Source organism: Rhizobium sp. BK112 (assembly GCF_014193215.1).
Classification (GTDB): Bacteria; Pseudomonadota; Alphaproteobacteria; order Rhizobiales; family Rhizobiaceae; genus Rhizobium; species Rhizobium anhuiense.
In genome coordinates this window covers 131,763-157,494 of the sequence record NZ_JACHYZ010000008.1, presented here as the reverse complement: position 1 = coordinate 157,494, position 25,732 = coordinate 131,763, and the positions used below count along the sequence as shown (strand labels likewise).

26 protein-coding genes are annotated in these 25,732 nt (G+C 61.8%); 21 read left to right on the top strand and 5 right to left on the bottom strand.

The window, feature by feature from the left end:
* Positions 1–33 precede the first annotated feature (33 nt).
* The 5 genes from FHT75_RS21980 (at position 34) to FHT75_RS21960 (ending at position 4,443) form a co-directional block, all read left to right on the top strand.
* A complete protein-coding gene (locus tag FHT75_RS21980) occupies positions 34–801 on the top strand; it encodes an SDR family oxidoreductase (RefSeq protein WP_028758703.1) in 768 nt (255 codons plus the stop codon).
* On the top strand, positions 798–2,840 hold the full coding sequence (gene uvrC, locus FHT75_RS21975; protein WP_025570206.1) for an excinuclease ABC subunit UvrC: 2,043 nt from the start codon (positions 798–800) through the stop codon (positions 2,838–2,840). The genes FHT75_RS21980 and uvrC overlap by 4 nt, the downstream gene beginning before the upstream one ends.
* Before the next feature lie 215 nt (positions 2,841–3,055).
* Positions 3,056–3,646 carry a CDP-diacylglycerol--glycerol-3-phosphate 3-phosphatidyltransferase gene (gene pgsA / locus FHT75_RS21970; RefSeq protein ID WP_003574129.1) on the top strand — a complete coding sequence of 197 codons (591 nt, stop codon included), beginning with the start codon at positions 3,056–3,058 and terminating at the stop codon, positions 3,644–3,646.
* The gene (gene moaD, locus FHT75_RS21965; RefSeq protein WP_025570203.1) at positions 3,643–3,897 is read left to right on the top strand and encodes a molybdopterin converting factor subunit 1; all 255 of its coding nucleotides are present in this window, start codon (positions 3,643–3,645) and stop codon (positions 3,895–3,897) included. The genes pgsA and moaD overlap by 4 nt, the downstream gene beginning before the upstream one ends.
* Before the next feature lie 84 nt (positions 3,898–3,981).
* Positions 3,982–4,443 carry a molybdenum cofactor biosynthesis protein MoaE gene (locus FHT75_RS21960; protein WP_025570201.1) on the top strand — a complete coding sequence of 154 codons (462 nt, stop codon included), beginning with the start codon at positions 3,982–3,984 and terminating at the stop codon, positions 4,441–4,443.
* On the opposite strand, the gene FHT75_RS21955 is transcribed toward FHT75_RS21960, so the two are convergent.
* A complete protein-coding gene (locus FHT75_RS21955) occupies positions 4,444–5,340 on the bottom strand; it encodes a branched-chain amino acid ABC transporter permease (protein WP_025570200.1) in 897 nt (298 codons plus the stop codon).
* A 65-nt stretch (positions 5,341–5,405) separates the two neighbouring features.
* Between FHT75_RS21955 and FHT75_RS21950 the strand changes: the two genes are divergently transcribed.
* Positions 5,406–5,951 (top strand): CGNR zinc finger domain-containing protein, encoded by a 546-nt coding sequence (locus tag FHT75_RS21950; RefSeq protein WP_025570198.1) that lies wholly within the window; start codon positions 5,406–5,408, stop codon positions 5,949–5,951.
* Complete coding sequence (locus tag FHT75_RS21945; protein ID WP_025570196.1) at positions 5,948–6,448, top strand: hypothetical protein; 501 nt, start codon at positions 5,948–5,950, stop codon at positions 6,446–6,448. Before FHT75_RS21950 ends, FHT75_RS21945 begins: the two co-directional genes overlap by 4 nt.
* A gap of 89 nt (positions 6,449–6,537) precedes the next feature.
* Here the strand turns inward: FHT75_RS21945 and ndk are convergent, their stop codons facing one another.
* Complete coding sequence (gene ndk / locus FHT75_RS21940; RefSeq protein WP_004680549.1) at positions 6,538–6,960, bottom strand: nucleoside-diphosphate kinase; 423 nt, start codon at positions 6,958–6,960, stop codon at positions 6,538–6,540.
* 81 nt (positions 6,961–7,041) lie between these two features.
* Positions 7,042–7,731 carry a glutathione S-transferase family protein gene (locus FHT75_RS21935; protein WP_025570192.1) on the bottom strand — a complete coding sequence of 230 codons (690 nt, stop codon included), beginning with the start codon at positions 7,729–7,731 and terminating at the stop codon, positions 7,042–7,044.
* 139 nt (positions 7,732–7,870) lie between these two features.
* On the opposite strand from FHT75_RS21935, the gene FHT75_RS21930 reads away from it, so the two are divergent.
* The 13 genes from FHT75_RS21930 (at position 7,871) to FHT75_RS21870 (ending at position 22,709) form a co-directional block, all read left to right on the top strand.
* On the top strand, positions 7,871–8,380 hold the full coding sequence (locus FHT75_RS21930; protein ID WP_025570190.1) for a DinB family protein: 510 nt from the start codon (positions 7,871–7,873) through the stop codon (positions 8,378–8,380).
* Positions 8,381–8,587: 207 nt separating this feature from the next.
* On the top strand, positions 8,588–9,637 hold the full coding sequence (locus FHT75_RS21925; protein ID WP_029875843.1) for a GGDEF domain-containing protein: 1,050 nt from the start codon (positions 8,588–8,590) through the stop codon (positions 9,635–9,637).
* A 70-nt stretch (positions 9,638–9,707) separates the two neighbouring features.
* A complete protein-coding gene (locus FHT75_RS21920; RefSeq protein ID WP_025570187.1) occupies positions 9,708–11,591 on the top strand; it encodes an ABC-F family ATP-binding cassette domain-containing protein in 1,884 nt (627 codons plus the stop codon).
* A gap of 178 nt (positions 11,592–11,769) precedes the next feature.
* Positions 11,770–12,615: a polysaccharide deacetylase family protein gene (locus tag FHT75_RS21915; protein ID WP_025570186.1), complete on the top strand. Its 846-nt coding sequence runs from the start codon at positions 11,770–11,772 to the stop codon at positions 12,613–12,615.
* Between the two features lie 466 nt (positions 12,616–13,081).
* The gene (locus FHT75_RS21910; protein WP_047616335.1) at positions 13,082–13,912 is read left to right on the top strand and encodes a transporter substrate-binding domain-containing protein; all 831 of its coding nucleotides are present in this window, start codon (positions 13,082–13,084) and stop codon (positions 13,910–13,912) included.
* 24 nt (positions 13,913–13,936) lie between these two features.
* A complete protein-coding gene (locus FHT75_RS21905; RefSeq protein WP_025570181.1) occupies positions 13,937–14,683 on the top strand; it encodes an amino acid ABC transporter permease in 747 nt (248 codons plus the stop codon).
* The gene (locus FHT75_RS21900) at positions 14,680–15,462 is read left to right on the top strand and encodes an amino acid ABC transporter permease (RefSeq protein WP_025570179.1); all 783 of its coding nucleotides are present in this window, start codon (positions 14,680–14,682) and stop codon (positions 15,460–15,462) included. Before FHT75_RS21905 ends, FHT75_RS21900 begins: the two co-directional genes overlap by 4 nt.
* Positions 15,463–15,473: 11 nt before the next feature.
* Complete coding sequence (locus FHT75_RS21895; RefSeq protein ID WP_028758454.1) at positions 15,474–16,256, top strand: amino acid ABC transporter ATP-binding protein; 783 nt, start codon at positions 15,474–15,476, stop codon at positions 16,254–16,256.
* A gap of 9 nt (positions 16,257–16,265) precedes the next feature.
* Positions 16,266–17,624, top strand: a complete 1,359-nt coding sequence (locus FHT75_RS21890) for an MmgE/PrpD family protein (RefSeq protein WP_028758453.1) — start codon at positions 16,266–16,268, stop codon at positions 17,622–17,624.
* A gap of 14 nt (positions 17,625–17,638) precedes the next feature.
* Positions 17,639–18,943, top strand: coding sequence for an LLM class flavin-dependent oxidoreductase (locus FHT75_RS21885; protein ID WP_028758452.1), 1,305 nt, complete (start codon positions 17,639–17,641; stop codon positions 18,941–18,943).
* Between the two features lie 54 nt (positions 18,944–18,997).
* Positions 18,998–21,040 (top strand): prolyl oligopeptidase family serine peptidase, encoded by a 2,043-nt coding sequence (locus FHT75_RS21880; RefSeq protein ID WP_028758451.1) that lies wholly within the window; start codon positions 18,998–19,000, stop codon positions 21,038–21,040.
* A gap of 165 nt (positions 21,041–21,205) precedes the next feature.
* On the top strand, positions 21,206–22,132 hold the full coding sequence (locus FHT75_RS21875; protein ID WP_028758450.1) for a Gfo/Idh/MocA family protein: 927 nt from the start codon (positions 21,206–21,208) through the stop codon (positions 22,130–22,132).
* 73 nt (positions 22,133–22,205) lie between these two features.
* Entirely contained in the window at positions 22,206–22,709 is a 504-nt protein-coding gene (locus FHT75_RS21870; RefSeq protein WP_028758449.1) for a hypothetical protein, read from the top strand.
* A gap of 66 nt (positions 22,710–22,775) precedes the next feature.
* Here the strand turns inward: FHT75_RS21870 and FHT75_RS21865 are convergent, their stop codons facing one another.
* Positions 22,776–23,225: a DNA polymerase III subunit chi gene (locus tag FHT75_RS21865; protein ID WP_028758448.1), complete on the bottom strand. Its 450-nt coding sequence runs from the start codon at positions 23,223–23,225 to the stop codon at positions 22,776–22,778.
* On the bottom strand, positions 23,225–24,715 hold the full coding sequence (locus FHT75_RS21860) for a leucyl aminopeptidase (RefSeq protein WP_028758447.1): 1,491 nt from the start codon (positions 24,713–24,715) through the stop codon (positions 23,225–23,227). Before FHT75_RS21860 ends, FHT75_RS21865 begins: the two co-directional genes overlap by 1 nt.
* A 144-nt stretch (positions 24,716–24,859) precedes the next feature.
* On the opposite strand from FHT75_RS21860, the gene FHT75_RS21855 reads away from it, so the two are divergent.
* The gene (locus FHT75_RS21855) at positions 24,860–25,633 is read left to right on the top strand and encodes a phosphatase PAP2 family protein (protein ID WP_028758446.1); all 774 of its coding nucleotides are present in this window, start codon (positions 24,860–24,862) and stop codon (positions 25,631–25,633) included.
* Positions 25,634–25,732 lie beyond the last annotated feature (99 nt).

The following is a 25,732-nucleotide window of genomic DNA, read 5'->3' as shown; positions in this document are numbered from 1 at the left end:
GCAGGCAGACTCGCGGGATCAGAAAGCAAGATTTTGAACGACGAAAGACTTCGCACGGCCCTTATAACAGGGTCAGCTAAGAGAATAGGACGGGCAATCGCCGAAGACCTTGCTGCAAATGGCTTTTCCGTCGCGATCCACGCGAACGGCTCCATTGGTGAAGCCGAAGAGCTGGTGGCGGAATTACGGCGGAAGGGATATCGGGCAGCCGCCTTGCAGGCCGACCTGACCGATATCGGCGAAACCGGCGCGTTGGTCGCGAAGGCGTCGGAAGCACTCGGGCCGCTCGATCTGCTCGTCAACAATGCGTCGGTCTTCCAGCATGATTCAGCGCGTAGTTTCAATGCCGCCACCTGGGCATTGCACTTCGACCTGCATGTACGTGCGCCCTCTATCCTTGCGGCGGCCTTCGCGCAGCAGATGCCCGCTGCGGCATCGGGGCTGATCGTCAATATCATCGACCAGCGGGTTTGGGCGCTGAGGCCCAGCTTCTATTCCTATACCCTCTCCAAATCCGCTCTGTGGACGGCGACGCAGACGCTTGCACAGGCATTGGCGCCACGCATCCGCGTCAATGCCATCGGCCCCGGCCCCTCGATGCCGAGCGAGCGGCAGGCGATGGAGGACTTCCAAGCGCAGGTCTCAGCCCTTATCTTGCAGCGAGGGCCGGCGCTGAAGGAATTCGGACAAACGATTCGCTTCCTTTACGACACGCCCTCGATCACCGGCCAGATGATTGCCCTCGACGGCGGCCAGCACCTCGCCTGGCAGACGCCCGATGTGGCGGAGATTACGGAATGAACGGACGAAAGCTGCCGGATGGCGGCGTTCTCTACGACGAGACGGATGAGAGCGAAGACGATATCGAGGTGGAAGGCGATGTTTCCGCCGCCGCCCCGCTTGCCGCAGCCGTCGACTGGAACGCCGGCAGCCTCAATGAAACCGGGCTCATCGGCGCGGAACTGATCGGTGAATTCGTCAAGCGGCTGCCGAACAGCCCCGGCGTCTACCGCATGTTCAATGCCGAGGGCGACGTACTTTATGTCGGCAAGGCGCGCAGTCTGAAGAAGCGCGTCGGCAATTACGCCGTCGGCCGCGTGCATTCCAACCGCATCGCCCAGATGGTACGCCAGACGGCGAACATGGAATTCGTGACGACGCGCACGGAAACCGAAGCGCTGCTTCTGGAAGCGAATCTGATCAAACGCTTGCGGCCGCGCTTTAACGTATTGCTGCGCGACGACAAGTCCTTCCCCTACATCCTCATCACCGGCGACCACCGGGCGCCTGCGATTTTCAAGCATCGCGGTGCGAGAGCGCGAAAGGGCGACTATTTTGGACCTTTCGCTTCGGCCGGCGCTGTCGGGCGGACGATCAATTCGCTGCAGCGCGCCTTCCTGATTCGCACCTGCACCGACAGCGTCTTCGAAACGCGGACGCGACCCTGCCTGCTCTACCAGATCAAGCGCTGTTCCGGGCCCTGCACGCATGAGGTCAGCGACGAGGGTTATGGCGAACTGGTGCAGGAGGCGAAGGACTTCCTGTCCGGCAAGAGCCAGAAGGTGAAGTCGCATATGGCCGAGGCCATGAACCAGGCGGCCGAGGACCTCGATTTCGAGCGGGCGGCGATATATCGTGATCGCCTGGCGGCACTTTCGCATGTGCAGAGCCACCAGGGCATCAATCCGGCCGGCGTCGAAGAGGCTGATGTTTTCGCCATCCACCATGAGGGCGGCGTTTCCTGCATCCAGGTGTTCTTCTTCCGCACCGGACAGAACTGGGGCAATCGCGCCTATTTCCCAAAGGCCGATCCGCAGCTTTCGAGCGCCGAAGTGCTGAACTCCTTCATGGCGCAGTTCTACGACGACAAGCCGGTGCCGAAGCAGATCATGCTGTCGGAAACGGTCGAGGAGTTGGAACTGCTCGCTGCCGCACTCAGCGAAAAGGCCGGCCACAAGGTTTCCATCCTCGTGCCGCAGCGCGGCGAGAAGCGCGATCTGGTCGATCATGTCGTCGGCAATGCACGCGAGGCGCATGGGAGAAAGCTCGCCGAAACGGCGTCGCAGTCGCGGCTGCTCGAGGGTTTCAAGGAAACGTTCGGGCTTTCCTATGCGCCGCAGCGCATCGAGATCTACGACAACTCGCATATCATGGGCACCAATGCCGTCGGCGGCATGGTGGTCGCGGGGCCGGAAGGCTTCGTCAAGAACCAGTACCGCAAGTTCAACATCAAATCGACCGACATCACGCCCGGAGACGACTTCGGCATGATGAAGGAGGTGATGACACGGCGTTTCTCGCGGTTGATCAAGGAGGAAGGCATTCCAGACCGGACGGTGCAGGCGGCCACACCCGACGCCGCCGACATGCCCTTCCCCACCTGGCCCGATGTGATCCTGATCGACGGCGGCCAGGGGCAAATGACGGCGGTGCGCGCCATCCTTGCCGAACTCGGCATCACCGACAGCGTCACGGCGATCGGCATCGCCAAGGGCGTCGACCGCGACGCCGGGCGCGAACGTTTCTTTCCGCCGGGGCGCGAGAGCTTCACGCTGCCGCCGCGCGATCCGGTGCTCTACTTCATCCAGCGCCTGCGCGACGAAGCGCATCGTTTCGCGATCGGCTCACACCGGGCGCGGCGCAAGAAGGAAATGATCAAGAACCCGCTCGACGAGATCGGCGGCATCGGCCCATCGCGCAAACGGGCGCTGCTCCAGCATTTCGGCACGGCGAAGGCGGTTTCGCGCGCCGCCCTGTCCGACCTGATGGCGGTGGAAGGCATATCGGAAGCGGTCGCCAAGCAGGTCTATAATCATTTCCACGACGACGCCGCGAAATAACCGGCCTCCGTCGCAAATTCCACGCAAAGGCGGTGAAAAGACAGAAAGAATGTTGACGGTCCGCGGCCAAAGCCGTCATCTACCGCATCGGCCCGAAAATCGGACTCGATTTTCGGAAAGCACGATGCGCAGGTTCAAAATGTTACAGCGTCCTTTGCGCGCCTCAGAAAGACGCGCGGCGCTGTAACGGCGTATCAATTCAGAGAAACGATCCCATGGCATCGCGTGCGTACAGCATTCCCAATCTTCTGACCTACGGCCGCATCCTCGCCGTGCCGCTGATCGTTCTCTGCTTCTTCATCGAGGGCAGGCTGTCGATCAGCAACACGGCGCGCTGGGTGGCGCTGTGGATCTTCGTCATCGCTTCGCTCACCGATTTCCTCGACGGCTATCTCGCACGCATCTGGAATCAGACGTCGAATATCGGCCGCATGCTCGATCCGATCGCCGACAAGCTGCTGGTCGCCTCGATCCTGCTGCTGGTCGCGGCCGACCAGACGATTGCCGGCTGGTCGATCTGGGCGGCGATCACCATTCTTTGCCGCGAGATCCTGGTGTCGGGACTGCGCGAATATCTGGCGGCGCTGAAGGTCAGCGTACCGGTGACACGGATCGCCAAATGGAAGACGACGCTGCAGCTCGTCGCCATCGCCTTCCTGCTCGCCGGCCCGGCCGGTGACGAAATTTTTCCCTATACGACGCAGACCGGCATCGCGCTCTTGTGGATCGCCGCACTGCTGACCATCTATACTGGCTATGATTATTTCCGCGCCGGGCTGAAACATATCGTGGATGACGAGGAATGACGCGGCTTGTCTATTTCGCATGGGTGCGCGAGCGCATCGGCAAGGGAGAAGAGGAGATCGACCTCCCCTCCTCCGTCGTCACCGTCGCCGATCTTCTGAATCATTTGAAGACGCTCGGCGAAGAATATGAGACCGCACTTCAATATCCCGAGGTGATCCGCGTGGCGCTCGACATGGAGCATGTCGAGCATGACGAACCGATCGGCGCCGCACGGGAGATCGGGATATTTCCGCCGATGACGGGGGGATGAAGCGGTGATGGTGGTGTCGTATCGATACCCCTCCGCCCTCTCCATACCTCCCGCTACGGCATCAAAACAGTCGGGGATGTTATCATGACCGTTACCCCCACCATCCGCGTTCAACACGAAGACTTCGACCTGCAGACCGAGGTCGATCTGCTCTCCAAAGATAAAGCCGGTATCGGCGCCGTCGTCACTTTTTCCGGTCTCTGCCGCGATGAAAGCGGTACGCTGGCGGCCCTCGAACTGGAGCATTATCCCGGCATGGCGGAGGCGGAGATACGGCGCATCGGCGATCTTGCCATAACGCGTTTCGGACTTCTCGGCCTGACCGCCATCCACCGCTACGGCAAGATCGCGGCCGGCGAGAATATCGTCCTGGTCGTCGCAGCCGCACCGCACCGGCAGGCGGCGTTCGACGGCGCCAATTTCGTCATGGATTTCCTGAAGACCGCCGCCCCCTTCTGGAAGAAGGAACATGGCAAGGATGGCGCTACGGGCAACTGGGTCGCGGCGAAAGACGCCGACGATACGGCGCGCGACAAGTGGAAATGATCAGAGCACGACGCGCTCCCTGCGGCTCATGACCAGGAGCAGGACGAGCAGCGAGAAGATGACGAGATCCCGCCAGACGAAGGGGCCGTAGGCGCCCCACAAGGTTTCGACGACGGCAAGCCCGGCAGCGCCACCGGCCGAGCGCAGCGGATCGGAGTAGCCGCCGACGGCAGCGATCAGCAGCACCTTCAGCCCGAACATCAGGCCGGCGCCAAAATCCATCGAGCCGTAATAGAAGGTGGCGAGGATGCCGCAGAGGGTGGCGACGAGGGCCGCGGCCGCATAGGCGCCGAGAAAGACGCGATCGGCGCTGGTGCCGCAGAGTTCGGCGGCCAAGGGATCGTCGGTGACGGCGCGCCAGACGCGGCCCCAGGCCGTGCGCCTGAGGATCAGCGCACCCACCGCGACGATGGCGCACATCAGCGCGCTGTCGATCAGCTGGATATAGGTGAGCGTCACCTTGAACAGGCCGTCGCTCCAGAAGACGACCGTGTCGTTCAGGAACGGCGGCAGCCAGATGCCGTGGCTATTGGCGGCAAGCCGGGCTGTCTCCATCAGCACGATCATCATGCCGAGGGCGGCGACGATGACCGTATTCGGCGATTTGCTGACCAGCGGCAGCATGATCGAGCGGCCGATCCAGAGGCCCGCCGCCAGCGAATAGACGATGGAAGCGCCGGCGCCGATGGCAAGAGCCGCCGGCAGCACCAGCCAGAACCTGACATAGGCGAGTTCGGTGAAGAGCAGCAGAATCTGGCCGGCGAAAGCAAAGATCGCCCCATAGGTGATGTCGGCCCGCTTCGTCACGCCGAAGGCCACGGCATAACCGAAGGCGAGCGCGGCATAGAGGGCAGCGAGCGGAACCGCATTCGCCAGCTGCTGCAGAAGATAGGCCATTCCAGACACTCCGCGTCCGCAAAATTATAACTGGTAAAACCTATTTTGCCAGTTATAATTTCAATATGAGCTTTTCCTGGACCCCTCACCGCTTTGCCGGCGGCGCACTGGCGCTCGATGTCGCCAACAGCGTCGTTCTGCGCCACGATGCTACGCGGCGGATCGATCGCTTCGCAGTCAGCGATCAGATGCGGAGTTTTCCGCGCGCGGCCGCCGAATTCTGCGCCGAACGCGCCCTCTTCGGCGACATCGCGCCGGTGGCGGCGGAAAACGAGGCGGATTTCATCGCGCTGCGGGAAGAGATCGACCTCTATTTCCGCAAGCGTATACTCGATGGCGGCAACGACCAACTGCTGGCCGGGCTGTTGGAAGCCTTGGCGAAGACATTGCGCGACCCAAGCCCCGGCAGCCTGGCCTCGGCTACTGCCCATTCGGTGCTACGGCTGATCGCCATGCCGGATCCGGAGCGGATGAAGATCTGCGGAAATTGCGGCTGGCTGTTCATCGATCGCAGCAAGAACCGGAGCCGGGCCTGGTGCGACATGGCGGTCTGCGGCAACCGCGCCAAGGCCAATCGGCACTATCGCCGCAAGAAGGAGGAGACGCCATGAGGAATTATTGGATCGTGATGGCGGTCACTGTCGGGCTGCTGTCCGCCTGCCAGCGCCAGGCGGAAAATCTGGTCGAGGTCACCGGCCATCTCTTCGTCTTCAACTATCGGGTGGCGAGCGCCACCTATCTGCTGACGCTGAAGAAGATAGGACCCATTCCCGACGGTTCGGTGATCATCGCCGAATTCGAAAATCCTGAAGGTGGCGATCCGCTGGTACTGAATCAGAAGATCTACCCGATCGACGACAAGATCGCGCTGCAGAGCGAGAACCTGCACTGTGTGCGCAAGGACCGCCCCTATTCCGTGAGTGTCCGGCTGGTCGACAAGGACGGCAAGGTGCTGCAGGAATTGAAAACGCAGTTCCGTTCCGACCTCGACCAGACAGTGCTGCCGAGCAAACCGCTCGTTATCGGCGCGCTTTATGAAAAGAATCCTGAGGTCTTCAAGCCTGACGGCAGCGTCGATTTCTCCAATACCGATAAATGCCCGGCATAGAAACAAGGGCACATAGAAAAAGCCGGAGCAGAGCCCCCGGCTTTCAAGAGTCAATTCAAGGTGTTCGGCACGAATGCCGACGTCAGGCCTCAGCCGACGATTTCGGTGTCGGAGAACCAGTACTTGATTTCCTGGGCGGCCGTTTCCGGAGCATCCGAGCCGTGAACGGAGTTTTCGCCGATCGACAGGGCGTGAACCTTGCGGATCGTGCCTTCGTCAGCGTTTGCCGGGTTGGTCGCGCCCATGATCTCGCGGTTCTTGAGGATCGCGCCTTCGCCTTCCAGCACCTGGACGACGGTCGGGCCGGAGGTCATGCCTTCGACCAGTTCGCCGAAGAAGGGACGGTCCTTGTGAACGGCGTAGAAGCCTTCGGCTTCGCGACGGCTCATCCAGACGCGCTTGGAGGCGACGACGCGCAGACCGGCATCTTCGAGCATCTTGGTGATGGCGCCCGTCAGGTTGCGCTTGGTTGCATCCGGCTTGATCATCGAGAAGGTGCGTTCAATCGCCATAGTCAAATCCTCTGTTTTCTCGGGAAAAGTGGGCGGTCTTTACCCGCCCCAACGCCCGAAAACAAGGGGTCGGCGGCAATTTCACGCCGCTGTCACAGTCCTGCCGCGGCTTTGGTGAAGATCGAGGCAGCGTTCGAACCAGCCCATGACCGGATCGGCGGCGGCCAGCATGGCGAGACCGGCGGAGACACGCAGCCATTGCAGCGCGCCGAAGACGATATAGTCGGCAAACAGCGGCGTCTGCCCGCCGATGAAGGGCTGGAACTTCAGCATGTGGCGGAGCGGCTCCAGCTTGGCGCCGAAGGAAGCCTTCTCCGCTTCGCTATCGGCGGCAACCACTTCCAGCGGCTTGCCCAGCCTGACCTCACGGCTTTCGCGGAAATAGGCCTTGTCGCCCTCGTCGAGGTTCGCGTGGATATCGAGAAGGGCAATGCGCATGATCGCCGGATGGATGATCATCTGCGAATAGCCTTCGACCATGCGCGACAGCGCCTTGCCGCCCTCGCCGCCAAACAACGACGGCCGCTCGGGATAGGCCTCCTCCAGATAGAGGGCGATGTCGAAACTGTCGGGGATCAGCCGGCCGTTGTCATCGAGCACCGGCACGGTCGGCGACACGCCGCCGCCGATCGCGCGGATGCGGGCGTAGGTCGTCGGAATCTCCTCGAAATCGAGCCCTTTATGCGCCAGCGCCATCACCGCCTTCCAGCAATGGGGAGAAAAGAAGCGCCGCTCGTCGGCACCGCAGAGGGAATAGAGGGCTCTGGTCATGACAGTCCTTTCGAGATCACGGCTGCATCCATTCCACGACAGAAAGCGCCGGCGATCAAATCAGGAAATTTCATGGGCATATCACTGCGATTTCGGGGAAACCGGGCTAGACTGCAGCGACCAATCCGGGAGGAAGTGAATGCTCAGACATTACAGGATGTTCGCCGCCTATAATCGCTGGGCCAACACGCAAGTCTACGCGGCCGCGGCCGAACTCAGCGATGCAGACTTCCGCAGCAATCGCGGCGCCTTCTTCGGCTCGCTGCATCGCACGCTCAATCATCTGCTCGTCGCCGACCGAATATGGATGAAGCGCTTCACCGGCGCCGGCGAAGCGCCGACGACACTCGATGCCGTGCTCTTCGAGGATCTGGATACGCTGGCCGCCGCCCGCAAAGCGGAGGATGAGCGGATCATTGCCTGGACGAGCATGCTGGACGAGAAAACCCTCGCCGGCGACTTCACTTATGTCACGGTGGTACAGCCGGTCGAGATCACCCAACCGCTGTCGGCAGCGGTCGCGCATTTCTTCAACCACCAGACCCATCATCGCGGCCAGTGCCATATGACGCTGACGGCACTCGGCAAGCCGAGTCTCACGCTGGATCTCATCTACTTCCTGCGCAACGAGGGCCGCGAGTGGATGTAAGATCCGATCCAAATTAAAAGCGAGGACATGATGTCATCCAAAACCGCTCGCACTTTCGGCATCATGCTCCGGCGATCAACACTGAATTAACCGCCTTTGCCGGTTCCGCCGCCGATCCATAGCTTTCCGATTGAAAATTCAGCCTCTTTTAAAAGCTTGCGGGCATAGCGGGATGTGAGAGATGTGGCCGGGCTGCGAGGGATCGTCATGCAGAATGCGAACGCAAACGCACTGGTGCCGCGCGAGACCGCGCGTCCGGCGCCGATGGCGGATATTCAGAAGATTGCCCAGCACATGGCGCGCCTCAACGTTGCCGCGCTGCCGCGCAACTATGAACTCTTCCATGAAGCGATCGTCGGGCTCAATGCCGGCCTTGCGCAGGATATCGCAGCACTCGGGCCGCAACCGCAGCAGCCGATGCTCGATGAACTCGGCCTGAAATACCGCCTCGTCGGCCATTGCGGACTGGCGGGGGAGACCTCACGCAACGAGGCGAGCCGGATGCTGCGCGAGGTGGCGGAAAGGCTTGCCGAAGGGCTGAAGCACAAGAACGCCTTTGCCCGCGCCTGCGGGACGATCCTGAAATCCGTTTCCGGCAACGACGACCAGAGCCTTGCCGCCTTCCTCGGCGAGATCGACTATCTCACCGCCTCGCTGACGACAGTGCTGTCGGCCGAGATGGAAATCGGCGTCAGGCTGCAGGATGACATCAGGGTGCTGGAAACGCTGGAACGCGGCATTTCGGCGATGCAATCGGCCACTGTGGCCGACAGGATCACCGGGCTTCCGAACCGCATCGCGCTGAACCGGACGATATCAGATCTCTACGCGCGCGAAGAGGGTGCCGCCGGCAGCGCGCTGATCATGGTCGATATCGACAATTTCAGCGATCTCAACGACAGATACGGGACCCAGGCGGGCAACAAGCTTCTGAAGAAGCTCGCCGGCCTCTTCCGCAAATGCGTCAAGAAGAACGATTTCATCGCCCGCACCGAGGCCGACGAATTCGCCCTGCTGTTTTCCCATGTCGGCATGCAGGATGCGATCACGATCGCCGAGCGCCTGCGCACCTCCGTCGAGGACAATCTCGTCTTCGCGACATCCGACAAGGCCGATCCCGGCCGGCTCACCATTTCGATCGGCGTGGCGCTCAGCACTGATGCGGCAACGCCCGGGCAGTTGCAGGCCAATGCCCGTGTGGCGCTTCTCGCCGCGCAGTCGAACCCCCGACAACCGGTGCAGGCTTTCGGCCGCTGAGGCGTACAAGTCTCTTGCGGCAGGCAAAGCACTCTTGCCTTGGCGAGCGCTTTCGGCCAAAACGCCGGCCATGATCACGCTCACCGACATTTCCGCCCGCATTGCAGGCCGCCTGCTTCTCGACAATGCCAGCATTTCGCTGCCTTCGGGCACGAAGGCAGGGCTGGTCGGGCGCAACGGCGCCGGCAAGTCCACGCTGTTTCGCGTCATTACCGGCGATCTCGGCTCGGAGACCGGATCGGTGTCGATCCCGAAGGCCGCACGCATCGGCCAGGTGGCGCAGGAAGCACCGGCGACCGAAGACGCGCTGATCGAGATCGTGCTTGCCGCCGACAAGGAACGCACGGCCCTGGTGACCGAGGCGGAGACGGCGACCGATCCGCACCGCATCGCCGAAATCCAGATGCGTCTCGTCGATATCGACGCGCATTCGGCCGAGGCGCGCGCAGCGAGCATTCTTGCCGGCCTCGGTTTCGACCAGGCGGCGCAGGCCCGCCCCGCCTCCTCCTTCTCCGGCGGCTGGCGCATGCGCGTCGCCCTTGCCGCCGTGCTGTTTTCCGAGCCGGATCTGCTGCTGCTCGACGAGCCGACCAACTATCTCGACCTCGAAGGCACGCTGTGGCTGGAAGATTATGTCCGCCGCTATCCGCACACCGTCATCATCATCAGCCACGATCGCGACCTCCTGAACAATGCGGTCAATGCGATCGTCCATCTCGACCAGAAGAAGCTGACCTTCTATCGCGGCGGCTACGACCAGTTCGAGCGGCAGAAGGCCGAAGCCGACGAGCTGCAGACCAAGGCGAAGGCCAAGAACGACGCGGCCCGCAAACATCTGCAGAGCTTCATCGATCGCTTCAAGGCCAAGGCTTCCAAGGCACGGCAGGCGCAATCGCGCGTCAAGGCGCTCGAGCGCATGGGAACGGTCGCCGCGGTGATCGAGGACCACGTCCAGCCGATCACCTTTCCCGAGCCGGAAAAGCAGCCGGCCTCGCCGATCGTCGCGATCCAGAGCGGCGCCGTCGGCTACGAGCCCGGCAATCCGATCCTGAAGAACCTCAATCTGCGCATCGACAATGACGACCGCATCGCCCTGCTCGGCTCGAACGGCAACGGCAAATCGACCTTTGCCAAATTCATCTCGGGGCGACTTGCACCCGAGAGCGGCGAGGTGAAGCTGGCGCCGAGCCTGAAGATCGGCTTCTTCGCGCAGCACCAACTCGACGACCTCATTCCCGAGCAGTCGCCGGTGGAACATGTGCGCCGGCTGATGCCCGGCGCGCCGGAGGCCAAGGTGCGCGCCCGCGTCGCCCAGATGGGGCTTGCGACCGAGAAGATGGCGACGGCCGCCAAGGATCTTTCCGGCGGCGAAAAAGCCCGGTTGCTGATGGGGCTTGCCGCCTTCCATGCGCCGAACCTGCTGATCCTCGACGAGCCGACCAACCACCTCGACATCGACAGCCGCCGCGCGCTGATCGAGGCGCTGAACGATTACGAAGGCGCCGTCATCCTGATCTCGCATGATCGCCATCTGATCGAGGCGACGGTCGACCGGCTGTGGCTGGTCAATGGCGGTACGGTGACGACCTTCGAAGGCGATATGGACGAGTATCGCGACCTGATCGTCACATCCGGTAAAAAAAAAGAAGAAAAGCCGCAGCTAACTGAAGAGGCGACGTCGAAGGCCGACCAGCGCAAGCTCAATGCCGAACGTCGCGCCTCGCTGACCCCACTCAAGAAAAAGATCAACGAAATCGAATCCTTGACGGCGAAACTGGAGAAACAGATTCAGGCGCTTGACGCGGAACTTGCAGATCCCGCCCTTTATGAAAAGACACCGGCCAAGGCCGCCGAGAAGGCAAAACAGCGCGGCGAAGCGGCGGCAAAACTGGCTGCCGCCGAGGAAGACTGGCTGATGCTTTCGGCCGAATACGAAGAAGCGATGGCGGGATAGCCACAGGCCTTAGAACAGGATGTCGTCCGAAAACCGCGCACACTTTTCGGCATCATGCTCTGGCGAAAGCGTGGCGAAGTGCCGCGCATCGGCACAATTCCCGCCTGCATCAACCGATCGTTAACCATAATTCGAAAGGTTGTCTCAACATTCGTTACCGATTTGTTGAGCCCTTTCCATGTACCGTTTTTTCGTTCTGTCCTGCATGGCCCTCATGGCCACTCTTTCTGCCTGCAGCACCACCAGACAATCCGCGCCGGACACATCGATCAAGACCTCCTCGGTGATCGCACCCGAGGAGCGGAAGCTTGCCTATACCGGCGACGCTGCGGCGCCGCGCATGACCGGCTGGCATCATCTGGCCGGGCGGACGCTGGAGGTTTCCTCGCTCGCCGATCTCAAGCTGCAGGACAAGGAAGTGATCCTGAGCTTCGACGACGGCCCGATCCCCGGCCGGACGGACAAGGTACTGGCGATCCTCGACCAGTTCGGTGTCAAGGGCGCCTTCATGATGGTCGGCGAAATGGCCGAGATGCATCCGGCGCTGGCGCGCAAGGTCGCCGAGGACGGCAACACGATCGGCAGTCACACCTATGACCACGCCAATTTGAGTTCGCTGGATTTCGACGCGGCGATGGCCGAGGTGATCAAGGGCGAATTGGCGGTGACCAAGGCGACCGGCACGGATGTCTCCTTCTTCCGCTTCCCCTATCTAGCCGAGAGCCACAGGCTGCGCGCCGCGATCGCCATGCGCGACATGGTGGTCATGGATGTCGACATCGACAGCAAGGACTATTTCAACACGACGCCGGTCTCCGTGACGCAGCGGACGATGGACCTGCTGCACAAGCGCGGCCGCGGCATCATCCTGATGCATGACATCCACAAACGCACGGCGACGATGCTGCCAACCTTGCTTTCGGAACTCGAAACCGAAGGCTACAAGGTCGTGACGCTGAAATTCAAGAAGACGCCGATGCCGAACAACGTCCTTGCCTCGGCCGATTTCGTGACGATCCGCTAAGGCGGGTTGCCAAGTCGGGATTAGCCGCAAGACGGCAGGAATTCGGCCGAGCAAAATCCGTTTTTTGATGCCATTACCGGGCGGGAAGGTTGCCGATCAGCAACCCTCTCGTGCACAAGATTTTTCAACGAACGCGCCTATTTCAGAAAATAAAATCTACAAAATCCATCACAATGATGATTTTCTCTGAGACAGAACGTTCCTTCTCTCTCATCGGTTCCCTATGCCTTTCAAAGCCGTCCAGTTGCCGATTCGCGCAGGAAAGCGATGCGGTCAGCGTCCTTTTCTATCAGCGCGGAGAAGCATGGCCAATATTGCGCGGGAAGCCGACGTCCATCTCATCACCAGCCTTTCGGCCTCACCTCGAAGTGGCGCACATCCACGCCATAGCAGTCGAGCCAAAGAGCGCTGCAATTGCTCGAGGACCTGAACCGGTCCCTCCACCTTCCCAAGACGGAGCTCAAACATGTCACGCAAATTTCTCCCGAAGGCGCTGCTCGCCATGTCGATTGCCTTGCTGGCGGCAACGCAGGCATCGGCGGATGCCACGCTCGACCGCATCAAAGCCCGCGGCACCCTTACCGTTGGCGTCATCCTCTCGGGGGCGCCCTTCGGCTATATCGATCCGACATCGCAAACGCAGAAGGGATACAATCTCGATATTGCAAAAGCGCTCGCGGACGATCTTGGCGTCAAGCTGGAAACAGTCACCGTCACGCCCCCGAACCGGGTGCAATTTCTCCAGCAGGGCAAGGTCGATATCCTGATTGCGAACATGCAATATACCGAGGACCGCGCCAAAGTTCTTGATTGGGTGGCGACGCCGTATGATCGCAGCGGCGGTGCTGCCGTCGGACGCAAGGACAGCGGCCTGAAGGACTGGGCAGATCTCAAGGGAAAGCCGGTCTGCGTTTCGCAAGGGTCGAACTTCACGCAGCCGCTCATCGAACAATACGGCGCCGAGGTAAAGGGCTTGCCGAGCCAGCCGGAATCGCTGCTGGCGCTGCAGGGCGGCAATTGTGTCGCCGCCGTCCATGTCGGCGCAACCGTCGGCCTTCTGCTGGAGGACCGGCCCGAGGAGTGGAAGGACTACACTATTCTCTTCCCGACCGAACTGCTCCCTTCCGACTCGGTGATCTGGGTGCGAAAAGGCGAAAAGGAGACGGCCGAGGCACTCGATAAGTCGATCCGGCAGCTCCATACGTCAGGAAAGCTCCTGGAATTTGCGAAGGCAAACCGGCTCCGCAATACCGACTATCTCGAACAAGAGCGCAAGACCCTGTCGGCTGGCAAGTAAGACAGGCTACACTGGCGGATCGACATGCAGGACACCAGCATGACCGGCCTGTTCGTCAACCTGACGAACAGGCTTGGCCTTAACTACGAGTTCCTGGCGACGGGGTACGAGGCGCAGATATGGCGTGATGGTTTCATCACCACGCTCTATCTGATTGCCCTCTTGATCCCCGTCAGCCTGATTGCCGGGCTGCTGTTTGCCGCCTGCCTGACATCCGGCAAGCCCTGGCTATCGACGCCGGTCCGCGCTTTCGTGGAAATCACCCGAAACACGCCGACGCTGGTACAGTTGATGTTCAGCTTCCTCGTTCTCAATACATTCGTATCGAACCTGGTCGGCGGGACGCAGAACAATCCGCTCACACCCTTCTTCTGGGTGGTGGCGGTGGTCGGACTGCACATCGCCGCCTTGCATGCCGAGGCGATCCGCGCAGGTATCGAGGCGGTGCCGTCGGCCACGGTGGAAGCGGCGCGCGGCATCGGCTTCAGCGCGCTGCAGATCCTGCGTTACGTCGAAGTTCCCCTGGCAATGAGGGCATCGCTGCCCGCGATCGTCAACAATCTCATCAATCTCGTGAAGTTGACGACGGTGGGCAATGCGATTGCAGTCAGCGAGATTACCTATGCCTCGATCATGGTCTGGACGCAGCGCGACAACGTGGTGTCACTGATGATCGTCATTCTGCTGTTCTTCAGCATCATCAACCTTGCCGTTGCCCGCATCGGCCTGTGGGTGGAGCGCAAGCTCGCCATTCCGGGGTATGGCCTATGACGACTGCGGTACTTTCCGAGCAGCGCAGGAATGGTCGCCTGCTGCGCAATATCGGCTTTACGGCACTCCCGCTTGTTATCGTCCTGTGGTCGCTGACCGACCTGACGCTGGGGCGCGAACTGGTGACGTGGCTTCCCTATCTCGGCTCGGGCTTCATGATGAACGTCATCATCAGCCTGTGCGCGATGACGCTTGGAACGACCGTCGGAGCCGTGTTCGGCATACTGGAACTGGTTCCCTTCAAGCTGGTGCGCTACCCGGTCGTGGCCTATGTGCAAGTCTTCCGCAATGCCCCGCATCTCGTGCTGATCTTCGCGACGACTTACATCTTTCCCTTCGAAATCGTGGTGGCCGGCAACTATCTGCCCTTCCCGGATTGGCTGAAGGCGGTGATCGGCCTTGCCATACCGGCCAGCGCCTATGTGGCCGAGATCACCCGCGGCGCCGTCCTTTCGATCCCGACCACGCAATGGGAAGCGGCAAAGGGGCTCGGTTTTTCGCGCGGCCAGGCCTTGCGCTGGATCATCCTGCCGCAATGCCTGCGGCGCTCGCTGCCGCCATGGATGAACATATTGGCCTCCATTACCATGGGCACGTCGCTCGCCTCGCTGGTTGGCGTGCACGAACTATTGCATGCCGCAACCGATGCCAGCACATCCGTGCGCCGCCTCGATTTCACGATCATCGCCTATATCGTGGTGATGGCCGCCTTCTTCACGCTTTGCTACCCGATCGCCCGCCTGACCCGACGCCTCGAGCGGCGTTTCAAGACGGCCTGAGGATTTGAATGATGAACGCAAAAACCGACGAAACGATCGTGCGACTGGAAGACGTGCACCTGTCCTTCGGCCAGACGGAGGTGCTGAAGGGCATAGACCTCACCGTCAACAAGGGCAATGCGGTTTCCATCATCGGCCCGTCCGGTTCGGGAAAGTCGACGATCCTGCGCTGCATCAACGCATTGGTGGCGCCGCAGCGCGGCCGCATCACGGTCGACGGCACCCGCGTCGATCAACTGGCCAAGGAGAGCGAACGCATCGCGCTGCGCAAGCGTATCGGCATCGTCTTCCAGCAGTACAATCTCTTTCCCCACCTGAGCGTGCTGGACAATATCATGCTGGCCCCGACCCGCATCCTCGGCGTCGAACGGCGCGAAGCGGAAAAACTCGCACGCGAACTGCTCGACAAGGTCAGGCTTTCGGAAAAAGCCGGCGCCTATCCCGGCCAGCTTTCCGGTGGTCAGCAGCAGCGCGTCGCGATCGCCCGGGCGCTGGCGATGAAGCCGGAACTGGTGCTGTTCGACGAAGTCACCTCGGCGCTTGACCCCGAGACGGTGGGCGAAGTGCTGTGGGTGATCCGCGACCTCATCCGCGACGGCATGACTAGCATCCTCGTGACCCACGAAATGCGGTTCGCCGAGGAGATCAGCGACATCGTTGTCTTCACCGAGAACGGCCGCATCGTCGACCAAGGCTCGCCTGAACAGATTTTCCACACCTTCGACAATCCCCGCATCCGCCAATTCGTCGGCGGTCTCGCCGGAGGGCGCGGGCCAGTGCGCGAAGGCATCTAGGATTTTTTCATGACGAGCACATTCGCGCCCCTGACGTCGGCATTCGCCCAGGCGATCATCTCCTCGGATCCATCGAAAGATCCCGTGGCATTGGACGCGGCGCGCAAGGCGATCATCGATTTTCTCGCCTGTGCAATCGCAGGCGCCGGCGACCGCACGACCGGCATTCTGGCAGATACCGTCGGCGCCAATCTGCCGGGCGACGCGATCCTGCTCGGCAGCTCGCGCCGAACCGATCCGCTGGTCGCGGCGCTCGTCAACGGTCATGCCGGCCATGTGCTCGATTATGACGACGTGCATGCAAGCGTGCGCGGCCATCCGACGACCGTGATCATCCCGGCCCTGCTGGCGTTCGCCGCCGAGCGCGAATTTTCCGCAGATGCGCTGATCGCCTCCTATATCGTCGGGCTCGAAGCCATGGCGCGGCTGGGGTTGTCGCTCGGCTCAAATCACTACGAGAACGGTTTCCACGCCACGGCGACGCTCGGGACGATCGGCGCGGCGGCGGCAATCGCCCATCTGAGGCGCGCCTCCATCGACGAGACCGCCGTCGCGCTGGGCCTTGCGGCAACGCAATCGTCCGGGCTGCGGCTGCAATTCGGCACGGACGCCAAACCTTTCCACGCCGGCATGGCGGCGCGATCCGGACTCCTTTCGGCGAGAATGGCAGCTGCGGGTTTCGGCGGCGCTCCCGATTTCCTCGACAATCCGGTCGGCTTCCATTCGGTCTATGCCTTCGGCGCGGAACGCCCGTCCGCCGTGACCGAGAACTGGGGTTCGCCATGGCAGATCGTGGCGCCCGGGCTGACGCTGAAGGCCTATCCCTGCTGCACCGCCAGCCATCCGGTCGCGTCTCTCGGCATCGGCCTCAACCGGGAAGGTCTGGAGGCTGACGCAATCGAGCATATCACCTTCACCTACCCGCCCGGCGCCGATGCCGCCCTGGTGGTGAGCAAGCCCGGCAATGGGATCGAGGCGCGCTTCAGTCCCGAATACGTGTTCGCCGCCGCCCTCATCGACGGGGCTCTGCGGCTCGACCATTTCGACGAGCGGCCTGTATTGCCGCGCCTGATGGACCTTGCCCGGCGCGTCGGCCGCCGCCATGACGAGACTGCGCCGCGCATGTCGAGCGATCCCCGCACCCGCTTCGTGATCGTCGATATCGTGCTTCGCGACGGCAGCGCGATACAGCGCCGCTTCGACGGCCTGCCGGGGCTGAGCGATCCGGCCGAAAAATTTCGCGACGCAACCGCGCGCGATCCCGCCTTCGCGGATGTCCCGTCGCTCGTCCGGACAATGAGCAGCACGGCCGACCTTCGCCAACTGCTGGCGCTGCTCAACCAGGATGCCGCCCAAAATCCAGAATGACGAAGGATATTGTCATGACCCGCAAAAGAGAAATCCACCTGGGCCTGTTTCTGCAAGGGGCCGGTCACCACGTCTCCGGCTGGCGTCATCCTCACGCCGAGGCGGGAAGCGAGAATTTCGACTTGCTGAGACGCGTGTCCCAGATCGCCGAAGCAGCGAAATTCGACATGGTCTTTCTGGCCGACGGATTGACCAGCGGCATCGATGCTCATCCCTCGACGATCGCGCGTTTCGAACCTTTGACGCTGCTTTCAGCACTCGCCGTGGTGACGGACAAGATCGGCCTCGCGGCAACCGCATCCACCACCTATGGCGAGCCCTATCACACCGCCCGCGCCTTCGCTTCAATCGACCACCTGAGCCACGGCCGCGCCGCCTGGAACGTGGTCACGACATCCTATGCCCGCACGGCGAACAATTTCTCCAAAGCGCACCCGGAGCACGATGAGCGTTACGCCGTGGCCGAGGAATTCGTCGACGTCGTGCGCGGGCTCTGGGACAGCTGGGACGACGACGCCTTCGTCAAGGACAAGCAGAGCGGCGTTTATGCCGATCCGGCCAAGCTGCATGTGCTCGATCACAAGGGCAAGTATTTCTCGGTCAAGGGGCCGCTGAACATTCCGCGCGCACCGCAGGGCCATCCGATCCTGATCCAGGCCGGCTCATCCGGCCCCGGCCAGGATCTTGCCGCCCGCACCGCCGACGTGGTGTTCACCGCCCAGCAGAGCCTTGAAGAGGCGCAGGCCTTCTACAAGAGCGTCAAGGAGCGCGTCGCGCGCTTCGGACGTCAGCCGGACGAGGTCGCCATCATGCCGGGCTTCCTGCCGGTGATCGGCCGCACCGCCCAAGAAGCCGCGGACAAGCTTGCAGAACTCGACAAGTGGACTGACATCAAAAGCGCCATGCCGCTTCTGGAAGAGCGCATCGGCCACAGCCTTGCCGATTACGATGTCGACGGCCCTCTGCCGGACCTCCCGATCTCCGACCAGTTGCGCAGCCGCGCCGAATTGCTGACCGCGCTTGCAAGGCGCGAGAACCTGACCATCCGCCAGTTGGCGCTGCGCGTTGCCGCCGGCCGCGGCCACCATATCGTGCTTGGCACGCCGGTCGAGATCGCCGACCGGATGCAGCAATGGTTTGAAAGCCGCGCCGCCGACGGCTTCAACGTCATGCCGCCGTTTTTTCCCGAAGGGCTCGAAGACTTCACGCAGATGGTCGTGCCGATCCTGCAGGAACGCGGCCTGTTCCGCACCCAATATGATGGCTCGACACTGCGCGAGCATCTCGGCCTTGCGCGGCCGGCACTAATTTCGCCCTAACTCTGCGAAATATTGGCTAAACATACGACGTCAATGGAATCAGGCAGGTCGGACATGAACCTTCATCTCGAAACGGACGACGATCCGCGTACCCGCCAGTTCATCGACGAGCATAACGGGCTTTCCGACAAGGCGCTGAGAACACCGGAATTCGCGAGGGATCGCGACGCGATAAAAGCATTGATCGAACGGCAGGACAGGCTGATCGTCCCGATGCGCCGAGGCGGGTGGCTGTTCGATTTCCGGCAGAGCAAGGACAATCCGCTCGGCGTCTGGCTCCGCCTGCCCGCGGATCAGAGGCCTTTGCCCGATGCCGGCTGGGAACCGGTCTTCGATCTCGATGCCTTCTGCGTCAGCGAAGGCAAGCGCTGGAACTGGCGCGGCGCCGTCACCTGCCCATGGGAGCCGACACGGGTATTGCTCACACTTTCGGACGGTGGCTCCGATCTTCTCCGGCTGCTCGAATTCGACGCCGAGAGCAAAGAGATCGTCGAGGGCGGCTTCGATACGCCGGCCGCGCGATCGCATGCCAATTGGCTGAGCCCTGACGAAATCTGCTATTTCGGTTCCATCGACCGATTTTCGGCGACCCGTTCGGGATGGCCGCGGGTCGGGCGGCGACTGAAGCGCGGGCAGCGACCGGAAGAGGCCGCCGTCATGGTCGAAGCCGCCGACGAGGATGTCTACGGCTTCAATCTCGTCATCGACCCGGCCCTGTCGGGCGCTTCGGCCGATGCCGGATTGATCGACATTTTCGTCGCCGCCCATGAGATCGGCGTCGCCAGCGCGTTCCTGATCGCCAATGACGGCACGCAGCGGCGCATCGATCTGCCTCAGGAGGCCGATTTCCAGTTCAATCACGATCATTGCCTTTGGCGGGCAAAGACCGATGAGCGCGTTGCGTCCGGCAGCCTCGTGCTGCAACGCTTCAACCCCAACTCGGAGACGGCTCTGCTCGGGCCGGAGCGGATTCTGTTTCAGCCTGCCGAGGGCCAGTCCATCTCGCAAATGATGCTGATGCGGGAGTGGTGCGTCTTCATCATCTCCGATCGGCTGCGTCCGCGTCTCATGGTGCTGGACCTGACAAGGCCCGATGCCGAACAGCGCGAAATCGCGCTGCCGGCGGACATGCAGACGGCCCATTTCAGGCCGCTGCATGCCGATCTGCATCTTGGCGACGATACGCTCTGCATCGTCGGCCAAGGCTTCCTGCAGCCTCCGGCCTGTTATCGCCTCGATTTGTCGGATCGCAGCAGAGAGGCCGAACCGATTTTCGTCGCCGCGGCGCCAAGCTATTTCGATGCGACCGATATGTCATCCGAACTGCTGGAGACTGTTTCCGAGGACGGGACGAAGGTTGCCTATCGGCTGATCCTGCCGAAGCAGTGGATCAAGGGGGCGCTGCCGGTGCTGCTTTACGGCTATGGCGGCTTCGATGTTTCGCTGTCGCCGAACTATTCCGGCGTGACGGGACGCTGGCTGGAGCAAGGCGGCGCCTATGTGCAGGCCTATATCCGCGGCGGCGGCGAATTCGGACCCGACTGGTATCGCAGCGCCAAGCGGCAGGGGCGAGACCGGGCCTTTGCCGATTTCGTCGCCATTGCCCGCGATCTCGTCGCCCGCGGCTACACCGTGCCGTCGCGGATCGCCTGCCAGGGCGGCAGCAATGGCGGTCTGCTGACCGGCGTGATGCTGACGCGCTACCCGGAGGATTTCGGCGCCGTCTGGTGCCAGGTGCCGGTCCTCGACATGACACGCTTCCACCTGTTCAGCGCAGGACAAGCCTGGATGGACGAATACGGCGATCCGGAGACGCCGGCGGACCGGGATTTCATGCTCGGTTATTCGCCGCTGCACAATGTCGGGCCGGCGACCGAGGTCAGCTATCCGCCGATCTATATCGAAAGCTCCGCCAATGACGACCGCGTGCATCCCTCACATGCGCGCCGCTTTGCCGCGCGGCTGGAGGAAGCGGGACACCGTCCGCTCTTCCATGAATTCGGCTCCGGCGGGCATGGTGGCGACGGCAATTCCAAAGAGCGCGCCGCCCGCGCGGCGATGGGTTACAGCTTCCTTCGCCAAACCATCATGCGCTAAAGCTCTTTGTTTTATACATGTCGTTATCCCGGAACCGCTGCACACTTCCGGGCGACATGTATTAGGATACAACAGAATTGGAGGAGGAGAGCTTGTCGGCGCGCCTCTTTCTGCTACAAACAGGCTCAATAAATCATACTTTTTAACAGGCTCGAGCGAAACACCATGTCCCCTATCAACCTCGCCATCGTCGGCGTCGGCAAGATCGTCCGCGACCAGCATCTTCCCTCCATCGCCAAGAACCCGGATTTTAAGCTCGTCGCCACGGCGAGCCGCCACGGCACGGTCGAAGGCGTCACGAGCTACACCACGATCGAGGCGATGCTCGACGCCGAGCCGTCGATCGATGCGGTTTCGCTCTGCATGCCGCCGCAATATCGCTATGAGGCAGCCTACAAAGCACTCGTCGCCGGCAAGCATGTCTTCCTGGAAAAGCCGCCCGGCGCCACGCTGAGCGAAGTGGCCGATCTCGAGGCGCTTGCGAGCAAGCAGGGCGCGTCGCTCTTTGCCAGCTGGCATTCCCGCTATGCGCCGGGCGTCGAGGCCGCGAAGGCGTTTCTTGCCTCGACGACGATTGAAAGCGTGCATGTGATCTGGAAGGAGGATGTCCGCCACTGGCATCCGAACCAGGATTGGATCTGGCAGGCCGGCGGCCTCGGCGTCTTCGATCCCGGCATCAATGCGCTGTCGATCGTCACCCATATCCTGCCGCGGCCGATCTTCATCACCGAGGCCGTTCTCGAGTTTCCCGAGAATCGCGATGCGCCGATCGCGGCCGACATCCACTTCCGCAATGCCGACGGCCTGCCGGTTCATGCCGAATTCGACTGGCGCCAGACCGGCAAGCAGAGCTGGGACATCGTCGCGGAGACGGCCGCCGGCCAGATGGTGCTTTCCGAGGGCGGCGCCAAGCTTTCCATCAACGGTGCGCTGACATTCGCCGAACCGGAGCAGGAATATCCTTCGCTCTACCGTCGCTTCGCCGAAATCGTCAAAGCCGGCAGATCGGATGTCGACCTCGCGCCGCTGCGCCACGTCGCCGACGCCTTCATGCTCGGCAAGCGGAAGTTCGTCGACGCCTTCCACGACTGAGGGTCGCAATAACGTCATAGAAACCGGCAAGATTTGCCGGCCTATGTGCAATAGTGTTCGGGGGCAGCCGCTCATGAGCAACAAAATCCGCCGCAAGGGCCGATTTTTCCGCGTGTTGAAGATTGGCATCCTTGTGGTGCCGCTTCTCGGCCTTGCAGCCTGTTCGGGCGAACAGGTCGTCATGCCTCCTGATGCACCGGGCGTTTCCCGATCCGAGGAATATTCCTTCGGATCTGCGACCCAGGCCCAGGATTGGCAGGCCACCAAAAAGGTACTGGACCAACTGGAAGGGCGGTTCGGAGAGAAATCCGTGCGTGTCCTGGCGCGCAATCTCGCCAGCACCACCAGCCCGCAAAGCATCAAGGCCTATTATGCCGAACGCCTTGTCCATCAAGCCGGCTGGGCGGAAATGCCGGTCAGCACTTTTGCCGACAGCGCATGGGCATTCGCTTTTGTCAGTCCGAGCGGCAAGCGGGTTTTGGCAGTGGAGGCGCTCAATCCGTCGGAAGATGCGGGAGGGATCGTCCCCCTCAACATCCTGACGAACCTCGACGAGGACAAAGGGTCGAAAGGATAACGGCTTCCGACGGCCGCTGAGAACGACGTCGGAAGACTTCATACAGCAATTCAAGATCTTACAGCGTCAGGCCTTCTTCTCCCACCGCCCCTCCGGCGTCTGCTGCCAATAGGTGAGGTTATGCCCCTCGCCTTTCAGCTTCTTCCATTGCGCACGGGCGGCTTCCAGTTGCTCCTGGTCATGACCGTCGAACATGAAGACGATGCGCTCATAGGCATCGGCCGGCGGCGGCTCGGCGCCGTCGACGATGAAACGCACGGTCGCCGCATTGGCATTGTCTGACGTCACCGTCAAAAGCACAGGCTGGCTTTCGGCGAAATCGGCCTCGTCGGTGCCGTGCGGCAGGAAGCTCTCCTCGCGGAACGTCCAAAGATGCTGATCGAGAGCATCGCGCCGCGCCGGCTCACGCGTCTGGACGGCAACGCGCCAGCCGCGCTCGACGCTTTTGTCGATGAGCGGCGGAAGCGCGTCCTCCAGCCGGCTTTCGGTCAGATGATAGAAGAGAACGTCCGTCATCAGGATTCATAATGGGCGCGGACGAGCTCATCGAGCAGGCGCACACCGAAACCGGAACCCCAGGACTGGTTGATCTCGTCCTGCGGCGAGCCCATCGCCGTGCCGGCAATGTCGAGATGCGCCCAGGGCGTGTCCTGCACGAAGCGCTTGAGGAAATGCGCCGCCGTGATCGAGCCCGCCTGCCGGCCGCCGGTATTCTTCATGTCGGCGAACTTGCTGTCGATCAGCTTGTCGTAGTCCCGGCCGAGCGGCATGCGCCAGAGCTTCTCATTGCTCGAAAGGCCCGCTGCCGTCAGCTGGGCGGAAAGCTGGTCGTCATTGGAGAACAGCCCGGCATGCACGTTGCCGAGCGCCACGACGATCGCGCCGGTCAGCGTGGCGAGATTGATCATGAACTGCGGCTTGAAACGATCGTTGCAGTACCAGAGCGCATCGCAGAGCACGAGGCGGCCCTCGGCATCGGTGTTGATCACCTCGATCGTCTGGCCGGACATCGAGGTGACGATGTCGCCCGGACGCTGGGCGTTGCCGTCGGGCATGTTCTCGACCAGGCCGATGATACCGACGGCGTTGACGGCGGCCTTGCGCGAGGCGAGCACATGCATGAGGCCGGTGACGGCTGCCGCCCCGCCCATATCACCCTTCATGTCCTCCATGCCGGCGGCCGGCTTGATCGAAATGCCGCCGGTATCGAAGACCACGCCTTTGCCGACGAAGGCGACGGGACGATCCTTGGCCTTGCCGCCCTTCCACTGCATGACCGCCAGGCGCGGCGGGCGCACGGAGCCCTGGGCGACGCCGAGAAGGGCGCCCATGCCGAGACGGCGCATCTCCTTCTCGGTCAGGATTTCCACTTCGACGCCGAGCTTTTCCAGCTCTCTCGTCTTGGCGGCGAACTCGACGGGCCCGAGCACATTCGGCGGTTCGTTGACGAGGTCACGGGCCAGATTGACGCCGCCGGCAACCGCTTCGGAATCGGAAAACGCCTTCTTGGCACCAGCCGCATCGGCGGTGACGATCGTCACCTTGACAGATTTCGCCGGCTTCTCCTCCTCGTCGCCCTTCTTCGTCTTGTAGGTATCGAAGCTATAGGCGCGCAACAGCATGCCGAGCGCGAAGTCGGCGGCGGCCCGCGCGCTCGTCTCGAGCCCAGGCACGTCGATGAAGACAGCGGCCTTGTCGGTATTCTTGATTCTCGATGCCGCGGCACCGCCGGCCTTCAGCCAGTCATGGGCGGTGAGTTCGGCGGCCTTGCCAAGCCCGATGACGACGATCCGCTCGACGGCCGCGCCTTCGGGGGCGACGATATCGAGAGCGCTCATGGATTTCGCGGAGAATCGGGCGATCCTGGCAGCCTTGACGATCACGCCTGCCGGGTCGACCGTTTCGGCGCCGGCAGCGCTGTCGGCCTCCACGGTCTTCAACAGGATCGACAGGCCGCCATTGAGCTTTGCCGACTTTGCGAATGAAATTTCCAACTTTGCTGACATGTCTTCTCCGCTGGGATTCTTTGAAATCCGTCCCTGGCGGATAATTTCGCGTTTGGCGGGTCTGTCAATGGCTTGCGACAATTGTTATGGTCGCCCGCGGCCATCACGGCCCTCATGTTTTCGTCAGTTTCGTAGATATTCGCGTTGACAGTTTTTTCGAAAAATCGATGGCGGGGGCTCGCAATCCGCCTGCCGAAAACGACTTTCGGCGCATTCATGCTGCTGTTCTGGACGTGGTGGGCGCTGCTTGCCGTCTTCCGCGCATTCCCCGGAATAGACATCTATTTTTCCCAGCTTTTTTTCGTGGCCACAGATTGCGGTGCGACTGCCGCCGCCGGGAGCATCTGCGGCGGCTTTCCCTATCGCGACGTCGCGACCTTCGATCTGCTACGCACCATCTTTTTCCGCCTACCCTATGTCGTCGCGATCGTGATGGTGTGGAAAATCATCGAATGCTACCAGCAGCATGGCGCGACCTTCAACGCAGATCGGGCCCGCAAGCTCAAGGTCGCACTCGGAACGCTGCTGATCGGACCGGTGCTGCTCGTCAATGTCGTGCTGAAAGAACATTGGGGCCGGCCGCGGCCGATACAGACGGATATTTTCGGCGGTGCGCTGCATTTCGCCGAGGCGGGTTCGCTTGCCGGAAAATGCGTTTCGAATTGCTCGTTCATATCAGGCGAGGCAGCAAGCGCCGGCTGGCTCTTCTGCCTTCTGATCTTCGTTCCGAAATCCCTGCGTTACGCGCTGGTGCCGCCGGTGGCGGCGATCTCCATCCTCACGCCGGCGATGCGGCTATCCTTCGGCGCGCACTACCTCTCCGACGTCGTTCTTGGATGGCTTTCCTCGCTGGTCGTCTTCGCCGCACTGCTGGCGTTAACTGAGTCGCAACAGCATCAAAAAAATTCTGAAATTTGAATGAATTTTTGACACCAGCTTGTCGCAAAAGCGCGACAAAGAGCGTAGAGGGATTCTCCTGCAAAGCCGTTTGGGCGTGCAGGTGCTTTCAAGGGCAGG